The sequence below is a fragment of the Limnohabitans sp. T6-5 genome, assembly GCF_003063315.1.
Classification (GTDB): domain Bacteria; phylum Pseudomonadota; class Gammaproteobacteria; order Burkholderiales; family Burkholderiaceae_C; genus Limnohabitans_A.
In genome coordinates this window covers 834,633-847,358 of record NZ_NERV01000001.1, presented here as the reverse complement: position 1 = coordinate 847,358, position 12,726 = coordinate 834,633, and the positions used below count along the sequence as shown (strand labels likewise).

The following is a 12,726-nucleotide window of genomic DNA, read 5'->3' as shown; positions in this document are numbered from 1 at the left end:
TCGTGTGTCATGGGGTGGTGCCGCTATCTTGCGTGACCGGGCGACGCGATTGAACAATGCCAAAGCGACCGGCCACAAACGCCAGGTTGGTCAGCGTGGCATTGCCCGCCGGATTCAGGCCCGTGACGTGGTAATCGCTGTAAGCCGCTGCAAAGTTCAAAGGCATGGCCCCCACCAGGTTAATCGTCAGCTGGGCGCCTGCACGGGCATAGGCCTTTTCGGCCTGGGCGATGAAGTCTTCGCGCATTGAATACAAAAATGCGGTCAAACCGCCTTGGCTGCGGGCGTCTTGCGTGGCTTGTTTGAGTGCATCGTCTGCATCTTCACAGGCGATGACAAAACTGATCGGGCCGAAACGTTCTTCGGCGTACAGGTCACGCTCGCGGGTGCTGACCTGCAGCATGAGCGGCGTGCTGGTGCGGGCGCCTGGAAAGTCCGGGTGTGAATAGGGCCGGGGTGACAGCAGCACTTGGCCACGCTGCTGGCCTTGGGCTTGCATCTCTTGCAGCAGCGCCAGTGTTTGCGGCGATTGGATGGTGGCCAAAATCATGGACGCTTTTTTCGGGTCCGAGGTCAGGGCTTGCACGGCCGTGGCCAGGCGTTGGGCAACTTCGTTGAAAGGCACCGTGCCTTGCGGCGTGTTCACGCCCGATTTCGGGATGTAAATGTTTTGCGGACTGGTGCACATTTGTGCGCTGAACAGGCACATGGTGGTGGCCAGATTGCGCAAAGCCGCGTCCAGGTCTTGCGCCGACTCCAGCACCACGGTGTTGCAACCGGCTGTTTCGGTGAAGGCCAATGCAGGGTGGGCGTTTTGTTCCACCCATTGGCCAAAACGAACACTGCCGGTGAAGTCCACGATGGCCGTTTTGGGGTGCTTGATCAGCACTTTGCCAATCGGCTCACTGGTCGTGTCAATGGCCAGGGTCACCAGGTTGGGGTCAAAGCCTGCGGCCTGCAGCACCTGGCGAAAGGCCTTGACCGTGATGGCCATGGGCAACACGGTGGCCGGGTGGGGTTTGAGGATCACCGGGTTGCCAGTTGCCAGGCTGGCCATCATGGAAGGCCAGGCGTTCCAGGTGGGAAAACTCGCGCACGAAAAACACACGGCTGTGCCACGCGGCACCAGCCGGTAGGTTTTTTGCAAGTGGATCTCAGAGCTGCCAAAGCGCCTGGACCAGTGGGCCGAAGGAGCCACCGAGCACATGGCTTGCTCGGCATACACCAGGGCTTCGATGCTGCGGTCGAGCGCGTTCACGCCCGAGCCGGCATAGGCCATGTTGTAGCTTTGCCCTGCGGTGTGCATGACCGCGTGCAAGACTTCAAAGAGGTGGTCACGGTACAAAACTTCAAGCACTTCCATCAGCACGCCAATGCGCTGCGTGTAAGGCGCTTGTGCCCAGCTGTCCATCGCTTGTTCGGCGGCGTTGAACAGGGTGTTGATGTCCGATTGCGGGTAGACCACACCCAGAGCTTGCTGGGTGTAAGGCGATATCTCTTCGCCGATCCAGCCGGTGATACCGGGTTGGTCCAGTTCAAATCGGCCGTTTTTCAGGTGCTGTTCGAAAGCGGCAAGTCCCGCGCTTTTGGCGTGCGCGGCCTCGGGGTACTTGTCGGGCATTTCCGGATAAGGGCTCCAGCAGTGGCGCGTGGCACAGGCTTGCTGGGCCTGCTCAAAGCGGGCTTGGTGCTTTTCGAAGAGGGTCATCAACGTCTCCAGATCAATCGGTGGTGGCGCAAGATGGCGGTGCCGGGCACCGGGTCAGATGCCGACAGGGTCAGCGTGCCATCGGCTGCAAAGTCCATGTTGCGAATCTGGTCGCTGCCCACAAAGTTGGGGTTCAGCGCATGGCTGACGTGGTGCACCACCTGGGCCCGGCCTTCGTGTTGAAGCACTTCGTAACGCCCGGCGTATTGGAAGAAACTCTCGAACGCGGCCAGGCGTTCGGCCTCTGGTGCGCTGCGCACGCTGGCGCTGGACAGGGGGGCGCGGCCTGCGCGGGCGATGCAGGCGGCCATGCCGCCGTCGTGCGTGTACTGGATCAGACCGGTGGCATCCGGGCCAAAGGGGTAGGTGGTGGGGCGACCATCGTCGTAGGTGATTTCCCAGCGCACCAGGTTCCAGACACCCAACAAATCCTGGGCTGTTCTTAGGGTTGTGGAGGTGCTCATGGTGTTCGCGACCGAATCAGGCCTGAGGCAAGAGGGATTCACGCACCCAGGTGCTGTGAAAACCGTGGGGCACACGTTGCGGCAAGATGACCCGAGCCACCGGCCCATTGGCCACTTTTTGAGCATCGATGATCCAGACTTCCGAGCGATTTTCCAGACCGTTCCAGACAAAGCCAATCAGGTAACCGTCGTCTTCGGCCTGCGGGTTGTCGCGCGGGGCAAATGGGGCTTCGCTGAACCAATAGCCTTCGCCGGGGTGGTAGGTCACCGCACTGCCGGTTTCCAGGTCGTACTTGGCCAAACCTGCAAAGTGGGGTTGCTCCACAGTGCGCGCACGGCCCATCAGCACATGGTAGGTGTAGCGGGTTTTGTAGCCTTGGTACCAAGCGTTGATCATCGGGAACTCGGTGTTCAGGATGTCGTCCACCACGCTCTCGCGGGTCTGGCCAGTGGCCAGGTTAAAACGCCATTGGTAGAACTCGTATTCGGTGCCTTGGGTGCCAATGGTGAACAGCAAGCGCTTGACATCCAGGCTGCCGTCAAACTGCTTGGGCATGGCGTAAGGCGTGCCCAGCATGACGATTTCGGTTTCACCCTTGTCATTGACTTCTTCCCAAGCATTGGCCACATGCAGCATGTAGCGCGGGTCGGCTTCAAACCAGCGGATGTCTTGCGCGCTGCCGTGTCTGGGGATGACGGCAAAGCGCGATTTCCACTCGGGGTGAAACTCCAGGCTGTAACGCCCTGCCTTCAAGGCTTCAGGGTTGTTGATCAGCGGGAAGTCATGCAAGACGCTGTAGTTGGCCGTGATGGCCATGTCGTGCGGCAAGCGTGGGCCTGGCAATTCCACCGGGACCAGGGTTTGCAATTGACCCTGCGCATTGACCACACCGTAATGCATGTAAGGGTGCTTGTTGCCATAGGCGAAAAACAGGTATTCGCCCGTGCGCTCGTCCACGCGTGAGTGCGCTGAAATTTGCAGGCCCTTCAGGCGTGGATCGGATTCGAGCTTGCCCACGGTCTGCAGCGTTAAGGGGTCGACTTGGTAGACGGCGCCACCGCGGTACCACATCGACAGCAGTTTGCCGTTGTGAAATTTCACATCGGTGTTGGAGGTGTTTTTGAGCGCATCGTCAGGCAAAGCACCTTCGGGCAGGCGCTGCTTGAGGCCTGGGGCCAGACTTTCTCCAGCGGCCTGATCGGCCTGCAAGCCTTCGGTGTCGACCCACCGGTTGCGGTAAGTGACCTGGCCGTTGCGGAAATGCACGGCATGCAACATGCCATCGCCGTCGTACCAGTGGTATTTGCCCTTGGGGCTGTACTGCGGAACGGGTCCGTTGCGCACATACATGCCGCTGAAGTCTTTGGGTATTTCACCGATGACTTCAAAATCTTGCACCACCAACTCCTGGTCCACAGGGGCAAACCCCCCCTGCAAATTCGGGTTGTCAATCAGATAGGGGGGTGTCTCAACGAAGGTTTCAAGTCCCATGGTGTTCTCCAAATCAGTGTGCGTTTCGGGGGGGGGGGTGGCAGCGGGGCGGGATCAGCGTGCTTGCCCGGAGAGCAAGCCACCGGCTTGCATGTCGGCCCCACTCGCCCAGCAGGCATGCGTGCCGCTGCACAGTTTGTGCGGCAGCTCGATGCGGCAGACCGGCCCGGCTTCAAACTTCTTCGAGTCGATCAGGATGATTTCTGAACGCTGGGTTTTTTCATTGGTGATGAAGCTCACCAAGTAACCGTCGTCTTCGTCCTTGGCGTTCACGCGTGGGGCAAACGGTGCTTCACTGGCGTATTGGCCTTCGGGCAAACGGATCTCCCAGGAGTCACCGGTTTGCAAGTCGTGTTTGACATAGCCATGGAACAAAAACCAGCCGGGCACTTGCACGGCGCTGTAGGCATAGCGGTAAGGCTTTGTGGCGTAGCGCTGGTTGAACATGCCAAATTCCAGAATGCGCTCGTCCAGACGCTTTTCCGTGGTCTTGCCGGTTTTCAGGTTGAAGCGCCAGCGGTGCAGGTGGCAGCCCATTTTTTTCTGGTCCAGATACGACATCATGCGCTCGTAACCCGCAGGCGCGCCTTCGTAGTTGCGCGGCATGGGGTCGTCCTGGAAATAGCCGTCAAGCACGATCTCGTCACCCTCTTCGTAAGCATTGAGCCAGTGCAGCACAAAGGTGGGCGCGGCTTCAAACCAGATGATGTCTTCGGTCTGACCGCGCCGTGGAATGATGGCGATGCGTGAGGGCGTGTCTTTGAAAAAGCGCACCACATGCTTGCCTTGGGCCAGCAACTCGGGGTCCCAGTACAGAGGAAAATCGTTGAGGATGGCGTAGTTTTCCGTGAAGGCCATGTCGTGTGGCAAGCGGGGGCCTGGCAAGGGAATGGGCACGTAATGCACCAGCTTGTCGTGCTTGTCGACCACGCCGTAGTGCATGTAGGGGGCATGCTTGGAGTAGTTGAAAAACAGCAGTTCGCCGTTGCTTTCGTCCACTTTGCAATGGGCAGAAATACCGTCCAGCGGTGACCAGGGCGGGATGCCCTCGTGCTCCAGGCTCAGTGGATCAACACGGTAGCCTTCGCCGCATTGGTAAAACGTGGTCAGAGCGCGGCCCGCGTGCACCACCACATCGGTGCTCGACGAATCCTTGAGGCTGCCGTGAGCGCCCCAGCCTGCGCGCTCGGACAAGGCCGGGTCTTCCATCAGGCCCGCCCACAGGGCGCGCCCGGCTTCCAGTTCAGCCTGCAGACCCTTGGTTTGGATGAAGCGGTTGCGGTAGCTGACCTGGCCATTTTTGAAGGCGGCCATGTGCAGCATGCCGTCGCCATCAAAGGGGTGGTACTTGCCCTTGGCCTGGAAGAGCGGGTTTTCGGTGTTGCGCAAATACACGCCATCGATGTCCAGGGGAATAGCGCCTTCCAGGACCTTCAGATCGGTCGCATTGACTTCTTCGAGCAAGGGTGTCCAGGCACCTTGAAGATAGGGATGGTCACCAGCGACCAGGTCGCTGCGCAGTGTGCTCACTATTTCAGTTGTCATCGTTTTTCACCTTGATTACTATCGCTGTTGAACTGAGAATAGGTCACTTGATTTCGCAACGCAATGGGGTTTGATCGGGTGTCCAGTAACTTACGCGACTATTTTTGGGGGCACTTCCCGTATTCAATGCCTTGAGTTTTCAAGCGCAGGCGTCGGGTCTGACGGCCGAGCGCACGGTTTTCACAAGAGGAGATTTCATGAACGAAGCAAGCCAAGCCACCTCCACCTTATTGACAGGGCGCGTGGTGATCGTGACCGGTGCAGGCAAGGGCATCGGCCGGGCTGTCAGCCTGCAATTGGCCAGCCGTGGGGCCAGGGTGCTGGTCAACAACCGCCGTCATCCGGGGGAGCAGGATGAGCAGACCAGTGCCGCACAGGTGGTGGCGCTGATCCGTGCGCAAGGCGGGCAGGCTCAAGCCAACCATGACGATGCGCTCGACCCCGATGCGGGCGCCCGCATGGTCGAGCAGGCCATGAACACATGGGGGCGCCTGGACATGGTGTATGCCAATGCGGCCATTCCCCAGCAGGCCGCCTTTCATACCCTGAGCCTGAATGAACTCAGGACCATCATCGACTCGGGCGTGGTCAGCACCTTGTCCTTGTTGCATGCGGCCTGGCCCGTGTTCCGTGCGCAGCGCTACGGCCGCGCCCTGGTCAGCTCTTCGAGTGCTGGCCGATTTGGCAACCATGGCTTGACGGCTTACGCCGCCTCCAAAGGGGCCATCGAATCTCTGATGCGCTCACTGGCGCTGGAGGGCATCAAGCATGGCATCCAATGCAATGCGCTGTCGCCCTATGCGCATTCGCAAATGACCGCATCGCATTTGCCACCGGCCTGGGCCGATGTGCTGGCGCCCGAGGCGCTGGCCCCTGCGGCGGTTTGGTTGCTCAGTCCTGAGTGCGCGATCAACGGCCAGGTGCTGGTGGCGGGGGGCGGGCGTTATGCCCGTTCTTGGCCGGTCGAGACCCCCTCGGTAGCAGGCACCGACATGGCGCAGGTCTGGGCGCAATTGTTGGATTTGCAGGGGCAAACCCATGTGGATTCGGTCACCGCCTTTCAGTCCTTCATGGCCGATGGTGGCCATTGAGGTCTAGAGGCTGCGCGGGCTGCCTTAAACCAGCATGCCGCGCTTTTCAATGAAGGCCACCACGTCGGCCAGACCGTCCAGCGTTTTGAGGTTGGTCATGACCCAGGGGCGGGTTTCGCGGTTGGGGCGCATGCGGTCGGTGTCGGTGCGCATCACCTCCAGATCGGCCCCCACATGCGGTGCCAGGTCGGTCTTGTTGATCACGAACAAATCGCTCTTGGTGATGCCCGGGCCGCCTTTGCGGGGGATCTTTTCACCTGCAGCCACGTCGATCACGTAGATCGTGAGGTCGGAGAGTTCCGGGCTGAAGGTGGCGGCCAGGTTGTCGCCGCCGCTTTCGATGAAGACCACGTCGGCATTCGGAAATTTCTCCAGCATGCGGTCAATCGCTTCGAGGTTGATGGACGCGTCTTCGCGGATGGCCGTGTGCGGGCAGCCGCCGGTTTCCACGCCCATGATGCGCTCGGCAGGCAACGCGCCGCTCACGGTGAGCAAGCGTTGGTCTTCCTTGGTGTAAATGTCGTTGGTGATGGCGATCAGGTCCCAGCGTTCGCGCATGTTTTTGCACAGCATCTCCAGCAGCGTGGTTTTGCCGGAGCCCACAGGTCCGCCAATGCCCACTCGCAGGGGCGGCAGTTTTTTGCTGCGGTTGGGAATGTGGTGCAGTGCAGAAAAGGATGGGCTGTTCATGATCGGAAGATGCGGGAGTATTGGGTTTCGTGGCGCGACGACAAGATGGCCAGCATGGGGCTGAAGGCTTGGCGATCTTCATCTTGTAGTTCAGTGGCCGTTTGTACAGCCAATGGGATTTCGCGGGCCAATCGCGCCAGCATGCGCTGCCCTGCGCTTTGGCCCAAGGGCACGGCCTTGAGCGCGGCCTGGGTCATGTTTTCGGCCCAGCCGAAAGCACAGGCTTGCAGCGCATGGTCGATGGGCGCTTGTGCCAAGGACAAAGCCAGCGCCATGGCCAGTGGGTAGGTGGGGGGCAGTTGCGCGCAGCATTGCAGTTGGGATTCGCTGGCTTGCTGCAAATTGCGCAGCCAATCGAGCAAGGAGCGACCCATTTGCTCGGCTTGCAAGCGCATCTCGGCGCTTTCGCGGGTGGCCATGACCCAATCGTTCAGCGCTTGCAGGCGGGCAGTGTCCATGCCTTGCCAGGCAGGGATGGCTTGTGCCATCACGGCCATGTCGCCGCGTGACTGCGTCAGATGTAGCTGGTCCACCACCCAGTCGGTGGCGCTGGCTTCGCTGTGCACCAGGCCTTGCTCGATGGCGGCTTCCAGGCCTTCGGAGTATGAGAAGCCGCCAATGGGCAGCGCGGGCGATGCGAGCCAGATCAGTTGCAGCAAACCCGAAGGCGCGGTGTCAGTGGTCATGGTTGCCGCCGGGGCTGTGCACATGGTCGGCACCGGCGGAACGGATCGGGATGGCGATCCGTTTGCCTGCCATGGGGCTCGCTGCTGGAGCCGCATGCTCGTGCTTGCAATCTGGCCCGTGCATATGTGGCTCGCCGAGAGCTGTGTGTTCATGGCCCGGTTGATCGTGCCCGTGATCGTGGCTATGTCCATGATGGTGTGAAGACCCACCATGGTCGCCATAAGCGCCGCTTTCGGGTTCGAAGGGCTCGGACACGAGCACCACCGTCATGTGCATGGCACGCAGCATGTCGGCCAGCACATGGTCGGGCTCGATCTTCAGGTGGTCGGGCTTGAGTTCGATCGGCACATGGCGGTTGCCCAGGTGGTAGGCGGCGCGGGTCAGGTCAAAGGACGAGCCCTGCTCGGTGCAGGCGGTGATGCGCAGCACGTTTTGCGGTGCGGCCTCCACACGGATAAGCGAGCCGTCTTCGGCCACCAACACATCGCCGCCACGCAGCACCGTGCCACGTGGAAGGAAAACTGCCAGTTTTCGCCCTTGGGTATCTGTGGTGGGAAATCGACTTTTTTGACGGATGTCCCAATCAAGACTGACCGTTGCTGCCCGTCGCAGCAGTACCGATGCCAAGCCTTTGCCTGCAGGAAGAATTTTTGAAATTTGCAACATGTCAAGAATAAATCAAAGTGACAACGACTCCGGCCACGATGAGCAATACTCCAATCGCTGAGTCTGCATACCTATAAGTCTTCAGGAAATTCTTTCTGGAAAAGGAATACACCAAAAGCGCCAATAACAGCGCCGCTGCTCCAAGGGTCAAATGGATGGTGAGGTATGTGAGCATGCATCAGAACAAAAAGTAGCGTTGCGTCATGGGCAAGCTGGTGGCTGGCTCGCACACCAACAATTGGCCGTCTGCACGCACCGCATAGGTCTGTGCATCGACCTCCATGCGGGGCGCGTAGTCGTTGTGGACCATGTCTTTTTTGCCGACTTGGCGGATGTTTTTCACGGCGCTCAGGGTTTTGGCCAGGCCGTAACGTGCGCCGATGCCGGCATTCAAAGCTGCTTGCGACACAAAAGTCAGCGAGTTGCGGGTCAGCGCACCACCAAAGCTGCCAAACATGGGGCGGTAATGCACCGGCTGCGGCGTGGGGATGGACGCGTTCGGGTCGCCCATGGCGGCCAAGGCGATGAAGCCACCCTTCAAGATGAGCGCAGGCTTGACGCCAAAGAAGGCCGGCTTCCAGATCACCAAGTCAGCCCACTTGCCCACTTCGATGCTGCCCACTTCGTGGCTCATGCCATGAGCAATCGCCGGGTTGATGGTGTACTTGGCGATGTAGCGTTTGACGCGAGCGTTGTCGTGGCGGTCGGTGTCGCCGGGCAGGCTGCCGCGTTGTTGCTTCATCTTGTGCGCGGTCTGCCAGGTGCGGATGATCACCTCGCCCACGCGGCCCATGGCCTGGCTGTCGCTGCTCATCATGCTGATGGCGCCCAGGTCGTGCAGGATGTCTTCGGCCGCAATGGTTTCCTTGCGGATGCGGCTCTCGGCAAAGGCCAGGTCTTCGGCAATCGCCGGGTCCAGGTGGTGGCAGACCATGAGCATGTCCACATGCTCGTCGAGCGTGTTGATGGTGTAGGGGCGTGTGGGGTTGGTCGAAGACGGCAGCACGTTGGCTTCGCCCACCACTTTCAAGATGTCGGGCGCGTGCCCGCCGCCCGCGCCTTCGGTGTGAAAGGTGTGGATGGTGCGGCCCTTGAATGCGGCCACGGTGTCTTCCACAAAGCCCGACTCGTTGAGCGTGTCGGTGTGGATCGCCACTTGCGTATCGGTTTCTTCCGCCACGTTCAGGCAGTTGTCGATGGCCGCAGGCGTGGTGCCCCAGTCTTCGTGCAGCTTCAGGCCAATCGCGCCCGCGCTGATCTGCTCATGCAGCGCCGCAGGCAGGGCCGCATTGCCCTTGCCCAGAAAGCCCAGGTTCATCGGAAAGGCATCGGCCGCTTGCATCATGCGTTCGATGTTGAAAGGGCCGGGTGTGCAGGTGGTGGCAAAGGTGCCGGTGGCCGGGCCCGTGCCGCCGCCCAACATGGTGGTCACGCCGCTGGCCAGCGCCTCGTCGATCTGCTGGGGGGCAATGAAGTGGATGTGCGAGTCGATGCCGCCGGCGGTGACGATCAGGCCTTCGCAGCTGATGATCTCGGTGCCGGGGCCAATGACGATGTCCACGCCCGGTTGCGTGTCGGGGTTGCCTGCTTTGCCAATGGCGGCGATGCGGTTGCCCTTGAGGCCGATGTCGGCTTTGACGATGCCCCAGTGGTCGACGATGAGGGCGTTGGTCAGCACGCAGTCCATCGCGCCGGGCGCTTCGGGGCCCGTTCCGTAGGCAGCGTTTGTGCGTTGCGATTGCGACATGCCGTCACGGATGGTTTTACCGCCGCCGAACTTGACCTCTTCGCCATAGCCACCGGCTTGCAGCGTGAAGTCTTTTTCCACCTCGATGATCAGGGCCGTGTCGGCCAGGCGGACGCGGTCGCCCACGGTGGGGCCGAACATTTCGGCGTAAGCGCGTTTGTCGATGTGGGCCATGTCAGTCTGCTTTCTGTGCGTTGTCAGGTGCACCATCGAGTGCACCATTCGTGAGGCCCCTGAAGCCATACACCACACGGTCGCCCGCATAGTCCACCAACTCGACGGTGCGTTGTTGGCCGGGCTCAAAGCGCACCGCCGTGCCCGAGGCGATGTTCAGGCGCATGCCTTGCGCGGCAGCGCGGTCAAAGCTCAGGCCGCCATTGGTTTCTGCAAAGTGGTAATGCGAGCCCACCTGAATCGGCCGATCGCTGGCGTTTTGCACCACCAGCGTGCATGTGCGTCGGCCCACATTGAGTGGATGGCTTCCGCTGTCTATCAAAAATTCTCCGGGTGTCATGTGGGCCTCACTTGCCGCGACCGAAGAACCAGGCGGCCAGCGCCACGGCGCCAAAAACCACAAAGCCCCAGGCGTCGGTGCTGTGCCAGTGGGCGCCTTCCAGGCCGTGTCCGTCGTGAGCGCTTGCGGTGATGGCCGTCGTGGCGATGAAAAGCGTTGCGATATTTTTCATGGGCATGTCTCCAGGTGGGTCGGGCTGAGGGGTGTTCAAACGATAGGTTGGTGCACGGTCACCAATTTGGTGCCGTCGGGAAAGGTTGCTTCGACCTGGATGTCGGGAATCATTTCGGCGATGCCGTCCATCACGTAGGCACGAGTCAAAACGGTGCGGCCTTCGCTCATCAGTTCGGCCACAGTCTTCCCATCCCGTGCGCCTTCCATGACCGCAGCGCTGATCAGGGCGATGGCTTCGGGGTAGTTCAGTTTCAAGCCGCGGGCCTTGCGGCGTTCGGCCAGCAAAGCGGCTGTGAAGATCAGCAGCTTGTCTTTTTCGCGAGGGGTGAGTTCCATATTGGTGCGTGCTTTGAAAGTGGATCGGTCTGATGCCTTCAATGTAGCAAAGAGCGTGCCTCTTTATAGGGACTTTGAAATTTTCCATGGGCAGGCCCAGGCGTTTCTGGTGCATGAACGTATTTTCAAAAGCTGGCACGGCGTTTGCAAGTGAGGAATCAGCGTTGCAAGTCTCCGCTTGTTTTTTCAAACATCCTTAACCTGATTGGAGTGATCACATGATGAACCGTCGTGGCAATCTCAAAGCCCTCGCTACTGCTGCCGCCCTCGTGGCAGGCAGCTTGACTTTTTCGGTCCAAGCACTGGCCGCTGACACCATCAAGGTGGGCGTGCTGCACAGCTTGTCCGGCACCATGGCCATTTCCGAGACCGTGTTGAAAGACACCGTGCTCATGGCCATTGATGAAATCAACGCCAAGGGTGGCGTGCTCGGTAAAAAGCTCGAGCCCGTGATCGTGGACCCCGCTTCCAACTGGCCTTTGTTTGCTGAAAAAACCAAGCAGTTGCTGGGTCAAGACAAAGTCTCGGTGATCTTCGGTTGCTGGACTTCGGTGTCACGCAAATCGGTGTTGCCGGTCGTTGAAGAAATGAACGGCCTGCTGTTCTACCCCGTGCAATACGAAGGTGAAGAGCTGTCCAAAAATGTGTTCTACACAGGCGCTGCGCCCAACCAGCAAGCGATTCCTGCCGTGGACTACCTGATGAGCAAAGAAGGCGGCGCGGCCAAGCGTTGGGTCTTGCTCGGTACAGACTACGTGTACCCCCGCACCACCAACAAAATCTTGCGCGCTTACCTCAAAAGCAAGGGCGTGAAAGAGTCTGACATCGACGAAAAATACACCCCATTTGGTCACAGCGATTACCAGACCATCGTGGCTGACGTGAAGAAATTTTCAGCCGGTGGCAAGACCGCTGTGGTCTCCACCATCAACGGTGACTCCAACGTGCCTTTCTACAAGGAACTGGGCAACGCTGGCCTGAAAGCCAAAGACGTGCCTGTGGTGGCCTTCTCTGTGGGTGAAGAAGAGTTGCGCGGCGTGGACACCAAGCCTTTGGTGGGTCACTTGGCTGCATGGAACTATTTCATGAGCATCAAGAACCCCGCCAACGATGACTTCATCAAGAAGTGGTCTGCTTACGCCAAGGCCAAGAACATCGCCGGTCACAAAGACAAGCCTTTGACCAATGACCCGATGGAAGCCACTTACATCGGCATCAACATGTGGAAGCAAGCGGTTGAAAAAGCCAAGTCCACCGACACCGACAAAGTGATCGCCGCGATGGCCGGTCAAACCTTCAAGGCACCCAGCGGCATCACCAGCAAGATGGACGAGAAAAACCACCATCTGCACAAGTCGGTGTTCATCGGCGAGATCAAGGCCGACGGCCAGTTCAACGTGGTCTGGAAGACACCTGGCCCCGTCAAGGCCAAGCCATGGAGCCCCTTCATTGAAGGCAACGACAAGAAGCCTGACGAGCCAGCCAAGAAATGATCGTTTGAAGTCGTTCTGAAAAAGGGAGGGCGCATTCCCTCCCTTTTTCCGGATGGCAACAGCGTTTTGTAGGTCGGTGGCTTCAGCCCCGACATGGGTGCTTGTCGGAGCTGAAGCTC

13 protein-coding genes are annotated in these 12,726 nt (G+C 59.7%); 2 read left to right on the top strand and 11 right to left on the bottom strand.

Annotated elements, in window-relative coordinates; all coding sequences use genetic code 11:
- Window positions 1–7 precede the first annotated feature (7 nt).
- The 4 genes from paaN to B9Z51_RS03630 are packed head-to-tail and all read right to left on the bottom strand — an operon-like array spanning window position 8 to window position 5,209.
- On the bottom strand, window positions 8–1,708 hold the full coding sequence (paaN, locus tag B9Z51_RS03645; RefSeq protein WP_108371846.1) for a phenylacetic acid degradation protein PaaN: 1,701 nt from the start codon (window positions 1,706–1,708) through the stop codon (window positions 8–10).
- Window positions 1,708–2,172, bottom strand: a complete 465-nt coding sequence (locus tag B9Z51_RS03640; protein WP_158272816.1) for a lipocalin-like domain-containing protein — start codon at window positions 2,170–2,172, stop codon at window positions 1,708–1,710. Before B9Z51_RS03640 ends, paaN begins: the two co-directional genes overlap by 1 nt.
- 16 nt (window positions 2,173–2,188) lie before the next feature.
- Complete coding sequence (locus B9Z51_RS03635; RefSeq protein ID WP_108371844.1) at window positions 2,189–3,664, bottom strand: carotenoid oxygenase family protein; 1,476 nt, start codon at window positions 3,662–3,664, stop codon at window positions 2,189–2,191.
- Between the two features lie 54 nt (window positions 3,665–3,718).
- Complete coding sequence (locus tag B9Z51_RS03630; RefSeq protein ID WP_108371842.1) at window positions 3,719–5,209, bottom strand: carotenoid oxygenase family protein; 1,491 nt, start codon at window positions 5,207–5,209, stop codon at window positions 3,719–3,721.
- Window positions 5,210–5,406: 197 nt separating this feature from the next.
- Here B9Z51_RS03630 and B9Z51_RS03625 point away from each other — a divergent pair, with 197 nt between their 5' ends.
- Entirely contained in the window at window positions 5,407–6,300 is an 894-nt protein-coding gene (locus tag B9Z51_RS03625; RefSeq protein ID WP_108371840.1) for an SDR family NAD(P)-dependent oxidoreductase, read from the top strand.
- A gap of 24 nt (window positions 6,301–6,324) precedes the next feature.
- Here B9Z51_RS03625 and ureG read toward each other — a convergent pair whose 3' ends face one another.
- The 7 genes from ureG to B9Z51_RS03595 form a co-directional block, all read right to left on the bottom strand.
- Entirely contained in the window at window positions 6,325–6,990 is a 666-nt protein-coding gene (gene ureG, locus B9Z51_RS03620; protein ID WP_108371838.1) for an urease accessory protein UreG, read from the bottom strand.
- Window positions 6,987–7,676, bottom strand: coding sequence for an urease accessory protein UreF (locus B9Z51_RS03615; RefSeq protein ID WP_108371836.1), 690 nt, complete (start codon window positions 7,674–7,676; stop codon window positions 6,987–6,989). The genes ureG and B9Z51_RS03615 overlap by 4 nt, the downstream gene beginning before the upstream one ends.
- A complete protein-coding gene (gene ureE / locus B9Z51_RS03610) occupies window positions 7,666–8,343 on the bottom strand; it encodes an urease accessory protein UreE (protein WP_108371834.1) in 678 nt (225 codons plus the stop codon). The genes B9Z51_RS03615 and ureE overlap by 11 nt, the downstream gene beginning before the upstream one ends.
- Before the next feature lie 178 nt (window positions 8,344–8,521).
- A complete protein-coding gene (gene ureC, locus B9Z51_RS03605; RefSeq protein WP_108371832.1) occupies window positions 8,522–10,264 on the bottom strand; it encodes an urease subunit alpha in 1,743 nt (580 codons plus the stop codon).
- 1 nt (window position 10,265) lies between these two features.
- Window positions 10,266–10,604: an urease subunit beta gene (locus B9Z51_RS03600; RefSeq protein ID WP_108371830.1), complete on the bottom strand. Its 339-nt coding sequence runs from the start codon at window positions 10,602–10,604 to the stop codon at window positions 10,266–10,268.
- A 7-nt stretch (window positions 10,605–10,611) separates the two neighbouring features.
- Window positions 10,612–10,776 carry a hypothetical protein gene (locus B9Z51_RS18360; RefSeq protein ID WP_158272815.1) on the bottom strand — a complete coding sequence of 55 codons (165 nt, stop codon included), beginning with the start codon at window positions 10,774–10,776 and terminating at the stop codon, window positions 10,612–10,614.
- A 35-nt stretch (window positions 10,777–10,811) separates the two neighbouring features.
- Entirely contained in the window at window positions 10,812–11,114 is a 303-nt protein-coding gene (locus tag B9Z51_RS03595; RefSeq protein ID WP_108371828.1) for an urease subunit gamma, read from the bottom strand.
- A gap of 221 nt (window positions 11,115–11,335) precedes the next feature.
- On the opposite strand from B9Z51_RS03595, the gene urtA reads away from it, so the two are divergent.
- Window positions 11,336–12,607, top strand: a complete 1,272-nt coding sequence (gene urtA, locus B9Z51_RS03590) for an urea ABC transporter substrate-binding protein (RefSeq protein ID WP_108372697.1) — start codon at window positions 11,336–11,338, stop codon at window positions 12,605–12,607.
- Window positions 12,608–12,726 lie beyond the last annotated feature (119 nt).